Below are 15441 nucleotides of genomic sequence, written 5' to 3'. Positions count from 1 at the left end.
TGGATGTCCTCGAGGCGGTTCTCGCTCTGGTAGTCGAGCATCACCTCGGCGGCGGCCACCGCGGCGGGGGCGCCGAGGAAGGAGGAGAACTGGGTCTCGAACTCGGCGCGGTCGGCGGCGAGGGCGCCCTGGGCGCCGAAGATCGAGCACTGGATGGCGGCGATCGTGTTGGGGTTCTTCTCCGCGAAGGCGCGGGAGGCCACCCAGCCCGACTCGGCCATGCCCTCGTACTCACCCGATCCGTAGTCGAACACGGTCACGCTGCCGAGCCCGCGCACGGCGGCGAGGGTGGGGCCGACGGCGCTCGAGGCGTCGATCGTGCCCTGCTCGAGGGCCGCGGCCACCTCGCCGTAGGGCAGCTCGACCCACTTCACGGCATCCGGATCCAGCCCCTCCTGCAGCATGGTGTTGCGCAGCTTGATGGCGTGGCTGCTGCTGAGCGAGATGACGTTGACGGTCTTGCCCTCGAGGTCGGCGAGCTCGGTGATGCCCGAGCTCGGCAGGGCCTCGAGCGATCCGGTGCCCGGCGTGCTGGCCCAGCCCTCGGCGATCACCACGAGGTCCAGGCCCTGCTTGATGGCGTCGATCACGCCGAAGTAGCTGGTGTTGGCGGCCGCGGCGTCGCCCGAGATCACGGAGGTCACGGCCACGCCGCTGTTGTCCACGAAGTAGGGTTCGATGGTGAGCCCGTAGTCGGCGGCGGTCTGGTCGGCGGCGTACTGCAGCGGGATGGTGCCGGGACCCTTGATGCCGGTGAGTTTGACCTCGGTGGTCTCCGGGGCGTTCGGGTCGCCGGGGGTGAGTTCGGCGACCGGGTCACCGGATCCGGCCGAGCCTCCGGCGCCACCGGCCGAGCAGGCCGCGAGCGATGCGGCGAAGGCCAGGGCGAGTGCGCCTCCGAGCGCGCGTCGCCGGGCCGAAAGGTGCGGGGTGCGTGCGGGCATGATGACTACCTCTCCATTGAGTCACTGATCATCGTGTTTGTCCGACAATATGATGGTCACCCTGAATGGTCAACCCCTCCCCGTCCCGATCCAGAAGTCGAAAATGGCCCCTATCCACAGGGAATAGGGGCCATTTGCGACTTCTCGACGATCGGCGCGAGGCTAGGGGGCGGCGGTGCCCTTTTCGGCGAGGCGGAGGTGCTTGAGGGCGGTTTTGGAGGCGTTGCGGACGTGCGTGGCGCACAGCTGCGCGGCCTTCTTCGCATCGCGCTTCTGCGCGGCCGCGGCCATCGCCCGGAGCTCGGCGGCGGCTTCTTCGGCACGGCCCGGCTCGCCCATCGAGGTGGCGCGCAGGATGCGCACGCGCGCCTGGATGCCTTCGATGATGTTCTTCAGCGCCGGGCTCGCGGCGCCCTCGATCAGCACCTCGTAGAGGTAGTCCTTGGCGTCGAGGATGACCCGGATCTCGTGGCTGCCCGCCGTGGTGACGGCGAAGTGCTCGACGGCGTCGTGCAGCCGCGCGAGCTGCTCGTCGCTGGCGCGCTCGACGAAGCGCTCTACCAGAACCGACTCGAGCACGGCGCGGATCTCGTAGAGGTCTTCTGCCTCGGGCAGCGACGGGGCGCTCACGATGGCGCCGCGCTGGGGCACGACTGTCACGAGTCCCTCACTGGTGAGCTCGCGCAGGGCCTCGCGGATGGTGGTGCGGGAGACGCCGAGCTGCTCGATCAGCTCACGCTCCACCAGGCGCTGGCCGGGGCGAAGGGTGAAGTCGAGGATGGCGGCGCGCAGGGCCGCGATCACCTGTTCGCGCAGTGGCGCGGCGACCCGGTCGACATGGGCGCTCGTCCAGGCTTCGGAGAGGGTGTTCGGAGCGGTCATCGTGACTCCCTTACGGCATGATGTGTGCCGATCATACAGGGGCCGTGCGTCGGAGGCGGGAGCGCCGGGGTTGCAAGTGGTGCAATCCGATCGGCAATATATTACTGTCAGACAATCTGAGGTGAGTGACGGGACGCGACGGCGCGTCCGGCCACCCGGAGCGGCCCGCAGTGGCCGGACGGAAGGCGGCACGATGACGTACGCAGGAATCGACGGCAAGGTCGCGATCGTGACCGGAGGCGTCGGCGGCATCGGATCGGCCGTCGTGCAGCGCCTCTCGGAGGCGGGTGCGAAGCTGGTGGTCGTCGATCTCGACGGCGACCGTGCGAAGGCCGCGGCCGACGCGCTCGAGGGGGAGGCCATCGGGGTGGGGGCGGATGTCTCCACCGAGGCGGGTGTCGACGCCTACCTCGAGGCGGCCATCCAGACCTTCGGCTCCGCCGACCTGCACCACCTGAACGCGGGCATCGCCGGCAAGCCGGGCGTGCAGCTCACGGATGCGGCGGTGGACGAGTGGGATGCGGTGATGGCCGTGAACCTGCGCGGCCCGTTCCTCGGCACCCGCGCCGCGCTGCGGCACTTCGTGGCCACCGGCACCACCGGTTCGGTGGTGGTCACGGCCTCGATCGCGAGTCTGCGCGGCGCGGCCGACCTGCTCGCGTACACCACCTCCAAGCACGGCGTGATCGGCCTCGTGCACGGCGCCGCCGTGTACGCAGGCCCGATCGGGGTGCGCGTGAACGGCGTGGCGCCGGGCATCGTGCCCACCCCGATCTTCGGCGAGGCCGGCATCCAGGACATGAAGAAGCGCGCGAGCACCTCGCCTCTCCGCCGTGCGGGCGAGCCCGACGAGGTGGCGGCGGCCGTGGCCTTCCTGCTGAGCGAGGACGCCTCCTACATCACCGGAGCGGTGCTCTCGGTGGACGGGGGCGCGAGCGTGCAGAACACCAACCGCTACGGTGGCGGCGCGGGCCTGTGGGACACCGCCCCGGTGGACGCCGAGCTCGTGCAGGCCTTCGGCGCCGGACTGGCTGCGGGTTCCTGATCGAGCAGATTGTCATACGATATTGACATCATACAATCCGTGCGTCAGCATGGGACCGAGGGCCACATCGCGGCCCGGCCGTTTCAAAGGAGAAACCGCATGTACATCGTCACCGGCGTAGGCGGCTTCGTCTCGTCCGCCGTCGCCGAGCACCTCCTCGGGGAGGTCGATCCGGCCGAGATCATCGTCACCAGTCGCGACGAGCAGACGCTCGAACGCTGGCGCGCACGCGGCGTCGACGCCCGCCGGGCCGACTACGAAGACCGCGACGCGCTGGTCGAGGCGTTCCGCGGCGGTGAACGCCTGTTCCTGGTCTCGGCCATGGAGGCGGGCCCCAGCCGCCAGCGGCAGCACCGCAACGCCGTCGAGGCCGCGGTCGAGGCTGGGGTGCAGCACATCGTCTACACCTCCTTCATCGGCACGGAGCGGCCCGAGGTCAACTCGGTGGAGGTGGCCGATCACAAGGTCACCGAGGCTCTGATCCTCGGCAGCCGCCTGGGCTGGAACATCCTGCGCAACAACCAGTACGCGGATGCGATGGCCGAGAACCAGGCGGCCATCGCCATCACCTCGGGCCGGAGCATCGGCAACGCCGGCGAGGGTCGGGTGGGCTTCGTGGCCCGCGCCGACGTGGCCGAGGTGGCCGCCCGGGTGCTGCTCGGCGAAGGCGAGCCCGACACGGCCTACGACGTCACCGGCCCCGAACTGCTGACCTACCGCGAGGTGGGCGAGATGATCGCCGAGCTGAGCGGGGCGCCGATCGAGATCGTCGACCTCACCGACGACGAGATGTACGCCATGTGGGACGCACTCGGCGTGCCGCGCGACGCCACCGGCGACTTCTCGAACTCGCCCGTGCCCTGGGCCAGCGACGGCATGGTGACCTTCGGCCGGATGATCCGCGCCGGCCATCTGGGCCGCCTCACCGATGTGGTCGAGCGCTTCACCGGCCGCCCGCCGCGCGCCCTGCGCGAGCTCATGCTCGAACGACGTGCCGGCTGGCCGCCCGTGCCGGAGCCCGCCGCATGAGCGAGGATGCCGGAATGGACGACCCGTACGAGTTCACCATCGTGAAGTACGGCACTCGGCACGGCCACCGCGCCGAGGTGTACCTCAACTACCACCTGCACGGCGAGCCCGACGGCCCCATCGACATGGACTACTTCGTCTGGCTGGCCCGCAACGCCGAGCGCACCGTGCTGTTCGACACCGGGTTCTCCGAGCAGGGCGGGGCCAACCGCAACCGCAGCTTCGTGGCCCGGATCGCCGACATCTACGCCGCGCTCGGCATCGACATGCAGGCCGAGCACACCCTCGTGGTCACCCACGCGCACTACGACCACATCGGGAACCTGGCCGCGTTCCCGAACGCGCGGATCGTGATCGCTCAGGCCGAGCTGGACTTCTGGCTCTCGCAGATGGGCACGCGCCGGCAGTTCCGCTGGTCGACCGAACCGGAGGAGATCGACGCCCTGCGCGCGGCGCTGGACGAGGGCCGGGTCACCGCCTTCTCCGGCCGCTACGAGGTGGCGCCGGGCATCGAACTGCTCGAGGTGGGAGGCCACACCCCGGGCCAGGCCATCGCCCTGATCGACACCGCCGAGGGCCGCGTGCTGCTCGCCTCCGACGCCGTGCACTACTACGAGGAGCTCGAGGACGACATGCCGTTCGCCTTCGTGGCCGACCTGCCGAAGATGTACGCGGGCTTCGACCGCATCCACGAACTGCTGGCCGGCGGGGTCGAACACCTCGTCTGCGGCCACGACCCCGACACCCTCAATCGCTTCACCCCGGTGCAGGACGGCCCGCTCGCCGGGATCGCCGCCACCATCGGCTCGCCTGGGAAGGACACCTGACATGACCGATCGGATCGGCTTCATCGGCCTCGGCAACATGGGCGGCCGGATGACCCGCTGCATCGTCGACGCGGGCGTCGAGGTGCACGGCTTCGACATGCAGCGTGCCGCGGTGGAGTCCGCCGGCGCGATCCCGCTGGGCTCGTCGGCGGAGGTGGCGGCGCAGAGCGACGTCGTCTTCCTGTCGCTGCCCGACAGCAAGGTGGTGGAGAAGGTGGTGCTGCAGGATGCGGCGTTCCTCTCCTCCCTCGCATCCGGATCCGTCGTCGTCGACCTCAGCACCGCCGCCCCCTCCTCGACCCAGCGCATCCACGAGCGGCTCGCCGAACAGGGCATCGCCTACCTCGACGCCGGCATCTCGGGCGGCGCGGCCGCGGCCGAGAAGGGGGCGCTCACTCTCATGGTGGGCGGCGACGCGGCGGCGCTGGAACGGGTGCAGCCCGTGCTCGCGCACTTCGCCACGAAGGTGTTCCACATGGGCGCCTCCGGGGCGGGGCACAGCACGAAGCTGCTCAACAACTTCCTCAACGCCATCGCCCTCTCGGCCACGGCCGAGGTGATGGTGGCGGCCAAGAAGGCGGGGCTCGACCTCGCCACGGTGCTGGACGTGCTGAACGCCAGCTCGGGCGTGAACTTCGCCACCCTCAACCGCTTTCCCAAGATCATCACGGGCGACTACCTCAAGGGCGGCCTCACCAACGCGCTCATGATGAAGGACGTGGTGCTCTACGTCGACCACCTGCACGAGCTCGGGGTCGCCTCGCCCAACTCCTCGGGCCCGCTGGCGAGCTTCGGACTCGCCCAGGCACTCGGCTACGCCGACCAGATCAGCAACACCGTCGTCGATGCGATCGGGGACGTCTCGGGCCATGTGCGCCTGCACGATCCCGATCCGGCCGGCGACGGCGCGGCACGACCCACCGACACGAAGGACTGAGACCATGACCGACCAGGAGAAGACGACGCGCGACGACACGCGCCGCGAGACCTACGAGGCGGGCCTCGCGGTGCGCCGCGAGGTGCTCGGGGCCGAGCACGTCGACCGCTCGCTCGGCCAGGTGACCGAGTTCTCCCGCCCCATCCAGGAGCTCGTGACCGAGTACTGCTGGGGCGCGGTGTGGACCGACGACGGCATCGACCGCCGCACCCGGAGCCTGCTCAACCTGGTGATGCTCACCGCCCTCAACCGTTCGCACGAACTCGGCGTGCACGTGCGCGGCGCCATCCGCAACGGCGTGACCATTCCCGAGATCCAGTCCACGCTGATGCAGACCGCCGTGTACGTGGGCGTGCCCGCTGCGCTGGAGTCGTTCCGGGTGGCGGAGGCCAAGATCACCGAGATGAAGGAGGCCGGCGAACTGTGAGCGACGCGATGACCGTGGCCTTCGTGGGCCTTGGCAACATGGGCAGCCCGATGTCGGAGCGCCTGGTGGCGGCCGGCTATCCGGTGCGCGGCTTCGATCTCGCCCCCGCGGCGCGCGAGCGCCTCGAGGCGGCCGGCGGCGAGACCGCCGACTCCGCGGGTGCCGTGGTGGCCGAGGCCGACCTGGTCATCCTGATGCTGCCGAACTCCGCGATCGTCGAGGCGGTGCTCACGGGCGAGAGCGGCGTTCTCGCCCAGGCCCGCCCGGGCACGCTGTTCGTGGACATGAGCTCGTCGGAGCCGCTGCGCACCCGGGCGTTGGCCGAGGTCGTGCAGGCAGCCGGATCGCGGCTGATCGACGCGCCGGTCTCCGGCGGCGTCAAGGGAGCCGTCGCCGGCACGCTCACCATCATGGTGGGCGGCGCAGAGAGCGACCTCGACGAGGCCCGCGGGGTGCTCGAGGTGCTCGGCAAGCCCGCGCTGGTGGGCCCGATCGGGGCCGGCCACGCGCTGAAGGCCATCAACAACCTGATGTCGGCCGCGCACCTCTGGGTCACCAGCGAGGCGATGCTCACCGGCATCGAGTTCGGCCTGGACCCCACCGTGATGCTCGACGCCATCAACACCTCCAGCGGCCGGAGCGGCTCGACGCAGCTCAAGTGGCCGAACTTCATCGTGGGAGAGACCTACGACTCCGGCTTCGGCCTGAGCCTCATGCTGAAGGACATGCGCATCGCCACCGGCCTCGCCGAGAGCCTGGGCGTGCCGCACACCCTGAGCGACCAGGCCGTGGCGCACTGGAGCACCGCGAGCGAGGATCTCGGCCCCGCGGCCGACCACACCGAGGTGGCGCGCTGGCTGCGCGCTCAGGAGAAGGAGGGGAGCGCGGAATGACCGACGACGCCCGCAAGGCCGAGATCCGCCGCGAGTACGAAGCCGCCCACGGCGAGTGGGACGGCGGCACCCAGGCCGTGCTCGACCTGGACCCCGAGTTCCTGGCCGCCTACTCCAAGCTCGCCGCGGTGCCGGCGAAGGTGGGCGCGCTGCCCGAGAAGGTGCAGCACTTCGTGCGCCTCGCCGTGGCCGCGAACTCCACCCACCTGTACCTGCCTCCCGTGCGCGGCCACATCCGTCGGGCCCTGCAGGCCGGCGCCACCCCCGCCGAGGTGATGGAGGTGCTGGAGTGCTGCGCCACCCTCGGCATCCACTCGATGAACATCGGCGTGCCCATCCTCGTCGACGTGCTCGAGCAGGAGGGGCTGCGCACCGAGGCCGCCGCCCTCGACGGCTACCAGGAGAAGCTCAAGGCGGAGTTCACCGAGAAGCGCGGCTACTGGCACGCGTTCTGGGACGAGATCCTCGAGCTCGCCCCCGAGTTCTTCGACGCTTACACCGAGTTCTCCTCGGTGCCGTGGGTGAGCGGGCCGCTCGAGCCGAAGGTGAAGGAGTTCATGTACATCGCCTTCGACACCGCCGCCACCCACCTCTACACCTCGGGTCTCCGCCTGCACATCGAGAACGCGGTGCGCTACGGCGCCTCCGCCGCCGAGATCGTCGAGGTGATGGAGATCGCCGCCACCCTGGGCATCCACGGCGTCTTCGAGGCGGCGCCGCTGCTCGTCGACGAAGCGAGGAAGCTCTCATGACCCCGGATGCCACCCCCTATGTGCTGAGCGACGAAGCGGTGAGCCGCTTCCGCGAGGAGCTCGGCGACGAGGCCGTCGTCACCGACCGCGCCGGCCGCGACGAGTACGCCGATCCGTACTGGATCAAGGGCGACCGCACCTACGACTCCTCCGCCGTGCTCTACCCCGCGAGCACCGAAGAGGTGCAGGCCGTGGTGCGCATCGCGGCCGAGCTCGGCGTGCCGCTCTGGGTCTCGTCGCAGGGCCGCAACAACGGCTACGGCGGCCCCTCCCCGCGGGTGGCCGGATCCGTTCTGGTGAGCCTGCGCCGGATGAACCGGGTGCTCGAGATCAACGCCCAGCTGGCCTACGCCGTGGTGGAGCCCGGCGTGAGCTGGATGGATCTGCACGCGGCCATCGCCGAGGCCGGTCACGACGACCTGCTGGTCTCGGTGCCCGACCTCGGCTGGGGCTCCGTCGTCGGCAACTCGCTCGACAGCGGTGTCACCTACCTGCCGCTCGGCACCGACTTCCAGGCCCCTACCGGCATGGAGGTGGTGCTCGCCGACGGCTCGCTGCTGCGCACCGGCATGGGCGGCATTCCGAACTCCAAGGCCTGGCACGCCTACAAGCGCGGCCTCGGGCCGGTGCTCGACCCGCTGTTCGTGCAGTCGACCTTCGGCATCGTCACCTCGATGGGCTACTGGCTGATGCGCAAGCCCGAGGCCTACGCACCTCTCTTCCTCACCGTGCCGCGCGACCACCAGCTCGAGCAGGCCATCGACATCCTGCGGGAGCTCCGCCTGGACGGCGTCATCCGCGGGGTGCCCGTGATGCAGAACACGCTCACCCTCGCCTCGCACTTCCCCGAGCTGCTCGGGCAGATGCAGGCGGGCGGCACCCTCGGCCCCGAGCAGCTCGACGAGCTCGCCGACGTCTCGGGCGTCGGCCGCTGGGGCATGCGCACGGCGGTCTGGGGCGACGAGGTGGTGGTGGCCCGGCAGGTCGAGAAGATCCGTGAGGCCTGGTCGGCCATCGAGGGCGCCCGGATCGACCACCACCGCACCTTCCTGCGCGACGAGTGGGACCAGATCGAACACTTCGCCGACAAGGTGCAGGCCGGCATCCCGAACCTCGACATGCTCGAGTCGATGCCGCCCGACTTCGGGCACGTGGGCTTCTCGCCCGCCGTGCCGCTGGTGGGCTCGGAGATGCGCGCCGTGGTGGACACGCTCGAGCAGATCGTGACCCGCGACACGGGAGCGAGTTTCCTCGCGGGCATCTGCGTGGCGAGCGACCGGAGCGCCCTCGTGGTGAGCGGCTTCGGCTTCGACACCGCCGACGACGAGGCGACCCGCAACGCCTACGCCACCGTGAAGACGATGATCCGCGCGGTGGGTGAGCTCGGCTACGGCGAGTACCGCGCCCACCTCGACTTCATGGAGGAGGCCTCGGCCGAGTACTCCTTCGGCGATCACGCCTACCGCCGCTTCGTGGAGCGGATCAAGGACGCCGTCGATCCCGAGGGCATCCTCTCGCCGGGCCGGCACGGCATCTGGCCCGCGAACCGCCGCACCCCCTGAGCCCCGACCCCACCCGGCCCCATCCATCCGACGCCGTCCCCAAGGAGCAACGATGCCCCCGATCGCCGAGGCGGACCTCACCGCCTTCCGTTCCGCCCTCTCCGGCCCGCTGTTCGAGCGCGGCGACGAGGGCTACCAGGCCGAGATCGACGGCTTCAACTCGCTCTCGCCGATGCGGCCCGACCTGGTCGTGGGGGCGCAGGACGAGGCCGACGTGCAGACGGCGGTGCGCTTCGCCGCCGCGCACGGCCTCGAAGTGGTGGTGCAGGCCACCGGCCACGGATCCTACCGCGGGGTCGACGGTGGTGTGCTCATCCACACCCGCCGGCTGGACTCGATCGACATCGACGCCTCCGCCCTCACCGTCACCATCGGTGCGGGCGCACGCTGGATGGACATCCTGCCGCGCCTGGGCGAGCACGGCCTCGCCGCGGTGACCGGATCGTCGCCGAGCGTCGGCGCCGTGGGCCTCGTGCTCGGCGGCGGCGTGGGACCGCTCAGCCGCACGCTCGGCTGGGCCGCCGACCGGGCTGTCGCGTTCCGGGTGGTGATCGGCGACGGCAGCGTGGTGGTGGCCTCGGCCGAGAGTGAGCCCGAGCTGTTCTGGGCGCTGAAGGGCGGCAAGGTCGGTCTGGGTGTCGTGACCCGGCTCACCCTCGCGGTGCTCGACCTGCCCGAGATCTACGGCGGCGGCCTCTTCTTCGCCCAGGAGCACATCGACACGGTGCACCGCGCCTGGCTGGACTGGGCCGAGACGCTGCCCGAGTCGGCCAACACCTCCATCGCCATCCTGCGCCTGCCGCCCGAAGGCGTGCCCGAGCCGCTGGCCGGCCGCACCCTCGCGCACGTGCGCTTCGCCTACGTGGAGACGGGGGCGGATGCCGCGCAGCTCGCCGAGCGCGGCGAGGCGCTGCTGGCGCCGCTGCGGGAGGCGGCTCCGGTGTACCTCGACGGCGTGGGCGTCATGCCCACCGCGGAGTGCGGCTCGATCCACGCCGAGCCGTTCGGCCCGCTGCCGATCTGGGAGCGGGGCGAGTTCCTCGACCGCATCGACCAGGACTACGTGGAGCGCATCCTGGAGCAGGCGGGCGGATCGGCCGAGTCGCCGTTCGCCACGGTCGAGACCCGGCTGCTCGGCGGCGCGGTCGCCCGCGACCCGAAGGCGCCCAACGCCATCGGCGGGCGAGGCGCCGCGTTCTCGTTGCTCGTGATCGCCGCCGTCGTCCCGGGCCTCAACGACCAGGCGCTGCCCGTGGCCGGCCCGGCCCTGTTCGACGCGGTGGCCGGCTACTCACACGACGAGATCAACTACAACTGGGCGGGGCATCCGAGCCCCGAGGTGTTCGCGCGCCTCTGGCCCGCCGACACGGCCGCGAAGCTCGCCGGGGTGCGCAAGCGCTACGACCCCGCCGGCACCTTCGGCTTCGGCAATTGATACCCCCTTATAAGAGGAGCACTTCATGACCAGCATCAGCGGGCGCGTCGCCGTCGTCACCGGAGGGGCCTCCGGCATCGGCCGCGGCATCGCCGAGCAGCTCATCGCCGAGGGCGCCGAGGTGGTGATCGCCGACGTGCAGCAGGATGCGCTCGACGCCACCGCCGCCGAGATCGGGGCCGTGGGCATCCGGGTCGACGTCACCGACCCCGCGAGCGTCGAGGCGCTCGCCGCCGCCGTGCTGGAGCGCTTCGGCCGGGTGGACATCGTGGTGAACAACGCCGGTGTCGGCCCGCTCGCCCGCGTGGCGGAGCTCTCCCTCAGCGACTGGAAGTGGCTGGTCGACGTGAACCTCTGGGGGGTCATCCACGGGGTGACGACCTTCCTGCCGCTGCTGCAGGCCAATGAGGAGGGCGGGCACATCGTGAACACCGGATCGATGGCCTCGTTCGCGCCGATGGCCGGCGGCGGCGCCTACTCCGTCACGAAGTTCGGGGTGCGGGCGCTCACCGAGTCGCTCGCGCTGGAGCTGGAGGAGGACGGATCGAAGGTGCACGTCACCCTGCTCGCGCCCGGCACCGTGCGCACGAACATCAAGAACAGCCTGCGCAACCGGCCCGAGGGCCTCGCCGGGGCGCTCGCCGACGTCGACATCTCCGAGGGGGTGGCCGCAGGGCTCCGCTGGATCGACCCGATCGAGGCGGGCGCGATCGTGACCCGGGCCATCCGCAACGACGACCTGTATGCGCTCACGCATCCGGACTGGTGGAACATCGTGGAGGAGCGGCATCAGGCCATCGAGGACGCCTTCGTGAAGTACCCGGTGGACGGGGCCTCCGCATGAACACCTGGCGGGGTGCCGCGGGCGTGCTGCGCACCATCAAGCAGCCGTTCTCGATCGAGGAGGTCGAGCTGCTGCCCCTGGATCCCGGCCGCGTGGTGGTGAAAACCCACGCCAGCCCGTTCTGCTCCACGGATGTGAAGAACTGGAAGGGGCTGCTCTACAAGATCCCGCCCACTATCCTCGGCCACGCCTCGATCGGCGAGGTCGTGGAGATCGGATCGGCGGTGCAGGGCATCCGGGTCGGCCAGCGCGTGGTGGTACCGGGCACCCCCGAGTGCGGTCAGTGCTACTACTGCGCCATCGGCGAGCCCTGGCAGTGCGGCGAGCTCTTCGACCTCGGCGGCATCTACCCCGACATCGCCCGGGGCGACGACGGCGCACCGATCTCCTGCGCCGGCTGCGTGGGCGGCTACGCCCAGTACATGTCGATCTCGGGCAACCAGGTGTTCCCGATCGAGTCCGACCTGCCCTCCGACGTGCTCTCGATGCTCGGCTGCGGCATCACCACGGGCGTCGGCTCGGTGTTCAACGTCGCCCGGGTGCAGCCCGGCGAGTCGGTGGCCATCGTGGGCGCCGGCCACCTCGGCCTGTGGATGCTGCAGGCCGCCCGGCTCGCCGGGGCCGGAACCGTCGTCGTGGTCGAGCCGCACGACGGCCGTCGCGCCCTCGCGGGCGAGCTCGGCGCCGACGTGCTGATCGACCCGGGATCCGCGGGCGACACCGAGGGTGCCGCCTCGGCGCTCGCCGCGGTGCGCGCCGCCACGGGCGGTCGCGGCGCCGACGTCGTGCTCGAGGCCGCGGGCCCCGCCCTGGCGCAGAGCTTCGCCGTGCAGTCCTCCCGCCGTGGCGGCCGCACGGTGCTCACCGGTTTCGAGATCGGCGGCGCCACCCTGCCCCTGCCCCAGGTGGAGACGGCCCTACAGAGCCGCCGCATCCTGAGCTCGCAGAACGGGCAGGTGCACATGAAGAGCGACCTGCAGCGCTACGCCGGCTTGCTCGAGCGGGGCCTGCTCGACCCCGCGCCCATCCTCACCCGCACCTACGCGATCGACGAGCTCGACCTCGCTCGCGACCGCTCCGCCACCTACGACGACGTCTGCGGAATCGTGGTCTTCGACCACTGACCGGCTGCCGGTCCGGCCGGAGCGTTCGCTGCCGGGGTTCTAGCGGAAACGGGCTTCCGACACGAAGGCTCTGACGAGGTCGTCGTCCTTGACTCCCGGGGCCGATTCGACGCCGCTCGAGACGTCGACACCGGACGGTCGCGCCGTGACGATCGCGTGACGGACGTTCGTGGGGTCGAGCCCGCCCGCCAGCACCCAGCGGCCGCCCGGGCGATGGTCGTGCAAGGCGCCGAGGTCCCAGCGCTCACCGGATCCGGGTCGGGGTGAATCGATCAGCAGCAGTTCTTCGCCCCACGATCCGACGTCACCGTCGCCGAGCGCGGTCGCTCTCCACACCCTCGGGAAGAGCGCGACGGCGCGCTCGACCTCGGGCCGATCGAATCCATGCACCTGCAGCACGTCGCAGGATGCGGCGACCGCCGCGGCGACAGCATCCTCCGGGCTCAGGCCTTTGGTCACCACCACGGTGGTCGCCCGCCCGGCGACGTGTTCGACGAGCCGACGCGCGGTCTCGGCGTCGACGAATCGAGGGCTCTTCTCGGCGATGACGAAGCCGACGGCATCCGCGCCCGAGCCGACCGCCACGTCGACGTCGGACGCTGTGCGAAGGCCGCAGATCTTGACCAGGATTGGTGTCGAGTTCATGCAGGCGAGCTTAACGCTCCCGTTCATCCGGCTCCGTCAGACGTAGGAGGGGCCGTCGCCGTCGCGGTACTTCAGGGGCCACACGCCGTGCCGGCCGGGGGAGAGGATGCCCTTCGGGTCGACCGCGTCTTTGATGGCCTGGGTGAAGCGGCGGTAGGCATGGTCGCCGAAGGAGTACTGCTCCGAGGCCAGATCCATGAAGTCCAGGTGCGCGCGGTACTCGCCGTAGCCGAGCTCGGCCACCTCCTCGATCAGCATCTTCACCGTCTCGAAGGTGCGCGCCACATCCGCCTCGTTGGTGCGGTCGAAGCTCACCGAACTGACGATCATGGCGCTGCGGTCGTTGGTGGGGAAGATGGCGCAGACGAAGTTGGTGCCGGTGCGCTCGATCACGCGCGCCTTGATCCGCTCCACCACCTCGACGACCTCGGAGCCCTTGAGTGGCACGATCGGCGAGAAGCCCACGTGCCCTACCCAGTCGGGCATCTGCTCCATCATCTCCATCGTGGGGATGCCGGCCGAGATCTTCTGCATGAAGGTGGAGATCTCGCCCCAGTTCTCTTTCGTGAAGCGGCCGAGCTCGTCGATCCGCGAGCCCTCGATGGCCGACCAGGCCTCCTTGATACGGGCGAGGTGGTGCTCGATCACGGGGCCGTCTCCCCAGAGGGCCGTGCGCACGCCCCAGCGGCCGATGCCCGTGGCATCCGCGAGCCCGTCGAGCCTCTCCTCCGACCAGGTGGCGTCGGCCCCCGGGAACATGCCCATGTGCTCGGGGAACTGGGTGCCCATGGTGATCAGGTTCTGCAGGTTCGGCACGCCCCGGATGACGCCGTCGAGCCGGAGCTCCCGGATGATGTCGATCGCCTGTGCGAGCTGATGGTCGCGCGGCACCGAGAGGTAGAGCGGCGCGTACTCGCGCGGGCGGCGCATCAGCCACACGCCCATCCGGGTGACGATGCCGTAGTTCGACTGCGTGAACAGCGGATCCAGCGTCGGGCCGAGGCCGCGCTTGTAGACGTGCCACGACTTCGACTCGGGGATGGCGCCCATGCCGGTGCGCAGCAGCGATCCGTCGGCCAGCACCACCTCCATGCCCGTCGGGGCCTGGAAGTCGGTGCCGAGCGGCAGGTACGTCATCCCGTTGTCGAGCGAGTTGCCGATGATCGAGCCCCAGCCGATGTCGGGCACCGAGAGCATCAGCTCGTCGCCCAACTCGTGCAGAGCGGCGTGCAGGTCGAGCCAGCGCACGCCCGGCTCCACCACGGCGTAGGCCAGCTCGGTGTCGATGTGCAGGATGCGGTTCATCTCGCGCAGGCTGATCAGCAGCGAGCCCGCCACCCGGGGCGAGGGGCCGCCGTAGCCGTTGTTGCGTCCCTGCGAGGAGGTCCACACGGGCAGGTCGTGCCGGCCGGCGATGCGCACGATCTCCTGCACCTGCTCCACCGAGGTGGGGAACACCACGGCCGAGGAGTCGTAGCGGCGGTCGTCATGGAACCAGTAGGGGTCGCGGAAGGTGTCCCGCTCCTCCTCGGTGAGCAGCAGGGCGTCGCGGCCGACGAGGGCGATCAGCTCGTCGCGGGCGGCGTCGGTGAGCACGGCGGGTTCGGGTGTGCGGGAGGGCATCGGATGCTCCGCTCAGGCGTTCTCGGCGTCGGCCGCCGCGGCGTACTCGTCGTCGGAGACCTCCTCGAGCCACTCGGTGTCGCCGAGCGTGATGGCGGTGTGGCCGAGCAGCGACTCGGCGGTGCCGCCGTGCCAGTGCCGCTCGCCGGGCTCGATCCAGACGGTGTCGCCCTCGGTGATCACCCGCGGTGTGCCGTCGGCACCGCAGACGTAGCCCTTGCCGCGGAACACCTGCAGGATCTGGCCGCCGGAGTGGTGGTGCCAGTAGGTGCGCGAGCAGGGGGTGAACAGCACCGTGTTGATCTTCACGTCGCTGCGATCGGTGATCACCGGATCCTGCAGCACCTGGCCCGTGAAGGTGCCGGTCGCGGTGATGGATTTGGCGCCGGATCGGCCCGAGATGATGCGCATGCTGCTCTCTTCCGTGAACTTCGTCGTCCAGATTGTCAGACAAAACTATAGGGGCCGAGGG

The 15441-nt window shown here is 70.5% G+C and carries 16 protein-coding genes; 11 read left to right on the top strand and 5 right to left on the bottom strand.

What is annotated here, in order from left to right; translation table 11 throughout:
- Together Q0D75_RS14045 and Q0D75_RS14040 are read right to left on the bottom strand one after the other, a co-directional pair.
- Positions 1-944 (bottom strand): ABC transporter substrate-binding protein (locus Q0D75_RS14045; RefSeq protein WP_291054492.1); only part of this gene is annotated, 944 nt, incomplete at its 3' end.
- Positions 945-1106: 162 nt separating this feature from the next.
- Positions 1107-1826 carry a GntR family transcriptional regulator gene (locus Q0D75_RS14040; RefSeq protein WP_291054489.1) on the bottom strand — a complete coding sequence of 240 codons (720 nt, stop codon included), beginning with the start codon at positions 1824-1826 and terminating at the stop codon, positions 1107-1109.
- 193 nt (positions 1827-2019) lie between these two features.
- Here Q0D75_RS14040 and Q0D75_RS14035 point away from each other — a divergent pair, with 193 nt between their 5' ends.
- From Q0D75_RS14035 to Q0D75_RS13985, 11 genes are all read left to right on the top strand, one after another.
- The gene (locus Q0D75_RS14035) at positions 2020-2871 is read left to right on the top strand and encodes an SDR family oxidoreductase (protein ID WP_291054486.1); all 852 of its coding nucleotides are present in this window, start codon (positions 2020-2022) and stop codon (positions 2869-2871) included.
- A gap of 99 nt (positions 2872-2970) precedes the next feature.
- Positions 2971-3900 (top strand): NAD(P)H-binding protein, encoded by a 930-nt coding sequence (locus Q0D75_RS14030; protein WP_291054483.1) that lies wholly within the window; start codon positions 2971-2973, stop codon positions 3898-3900.
- Between the two features lie 14 nt (positions 3901-3914).
- The gene (locus tag Q0D75_RS14025) at positions 3915-4727 is read left to right on the top strand and encodes an N-acyl homoserine lactonase family protein (RefSeq protein ID WP_291054479.1); all 813 of its coding nucleotides are present in this window, start codon (positions 3915-3917) and stop codon (positions 4725-4727) included.
- A gap of 1 nt (position 4728) precedes the next feature.
- The gene (locus Q0D75_RS14020) at positions 4729-5664 is read left to right on the top strand and encodes an NAD(P)-dependent oxidoreductase (RefSeq protein ID WP_291054476.1); all 936 of its coding nucleotides are present in this window, start codon (positions 4729-4731) and stop codon (positions 5662-5664) included.
- A gap of 4 nt (positions 5665-5668) precedes the next feature.
- Positions 5669-6091, top strand: a complete 423-nt coding sequence (locus Q0D75_RS14015; RefSeq protein ID WP_291054473.1) for a carboxymuconolactone decarboxylase family protein — start codon at positions 5669-5671, stop codon at positions 6089-6091.
- Complete coding sequence (locus Q0D75_RS14010; protein WP_291054470.1) at positions 6088-6984, top strand: NAD(P)-dependent oxidoreductase; 897 nt, start codon at positions 6088-6090, stop codon at positions 6982-6984. The genes Q0D75_RS14015 and Q0D75_RS14010 overlap by 4 nt, the downstream gene beginning before the upstream one ends.
- Positions 6981-7736 carry a carboxymuconolactone decarboxylase family protein gene (locus tag Q0D75_RS14005; protein WP_291054467.1) on the top strand — a complete coding sequence of 252 codons (756 nt, stop codon included), beginning with the start codon at positions 6981-6983 and terminating at the stop codon, positions 7734-7736. Before Q0D75_RS14010 ends, Q0D75_RS14005 begins: the two co-directional genes overlap by 4 nt.
- Positions 7733-9298 (top strand): FAD-binding oxidoreductase, encoded by a 1566-nt coding sequence (locus Q0D75_RS14000; RefSeq protein WP_291054464.1) that lies wholly within the window; start codon positions 7733-7735, stop codon positions 9296-9298. Before Q0D75_RS14005 ends, Q0D75_RS14000 begins: the two co-directional genes overlap by 4 nt.
- Positions 9299-9350: 52 nt before the next feature.
- Positions 9351-10733, top strand: a complete 1383-nt coding sequence (locus Q0D75_RS13995) for an FAD-binding oxidoreductase (RefSeq protein WP_291054461.1) — start codon at positions 9351-9353, stop codon at positions 10731-10733.
- 25 nt (positions 10734-10758) lie between these two features.
- Positions 10759-11577 carry an SDR family NAD(P)-dependent oxidoreductase gene (locus Q0D75_RS13990; protein ID WP_291054458.1) on the top strand — a complete coding sequence of 273 codons (819 nt, stop codon included), beginning with the start codon at positions 10759-10761 and terminating at the stop codon, positions 11575-11577.
- Positions 11574-12701: a zinc-binding dehydrogenase gene (locus tag Q0D75_RS13985; RefSeq protein WP_291054455.1), complete on the top strand. Its 1128-nt coding sequence runs from the start codon at positions 11574-11576 to the stop codon at positions 12699-12701. Before Q0D75_RS13990 ends, Q0D75_RS13985 begins: the two co-directional genes overlap by 4 nt.
- Positions 12702-12740: 39 nt before the next feature.
- Here the strand turns inward: Q0D75_RS13985 and Q0D75_RS13980 are convergent, their stop codons facing one another.
- From Q0D75_RS13980 to Q0D75_RS13970, 3 genes are read right to left on the bottom strand one after another with little or no spacing between them, the layout of a single operon-like run.
- A complete protein-coding gene (locus tag Q0D75_RS13980) occupies positions 12741-13346 on the bottom strand; it encodes a phosphoribosylanthranilate isomerase (protein ID WP_291054452.1) in 606 nt (201 codons plus the stop codon).
- Between the two features lie 36 nt (positions 13347-13382).
- Positions 13383-14969 carry an FAD-binding oxidoreductase gene (locus tag Q0D75_RS13975; protein WP_291054449.1) on the bottom strand — a complete coding sequence of 529 codons (1587 nt, stop codon included), beginning with the start codon at positions 14967-14969 and terminating at the stop codon, positions 13383-13385.
- A gap of 12 nt (positions 14970-14981) precedes the next feature.
- Positions 14982-15380: a cupin domain-containing protein gene (locus Q0D75_RS13970; protein WP_291054446.1), complete on the bottom strand. Its 399-nt coding sequence runs from the start codon at positions 15378-15380 to the stop codon at positions 14982-14984.
- Positions 15381-15441 lie beyond the last annotated feature (61 nt).

Origin of the sequence: Herbiconiux sp., assembly GCF_023264855.1 — a bacterium.
Lineage (GTDB): Bacteria > Actinomycetota > Actinomycetes > Actinomycetales > Microbacteriaceae > Herbiconiux.
The sequence above is the reverse complement of the archived record's forward strand: the minus strand, read 5'-3'. Positions and strand labels throughout refer to the sequence as shown.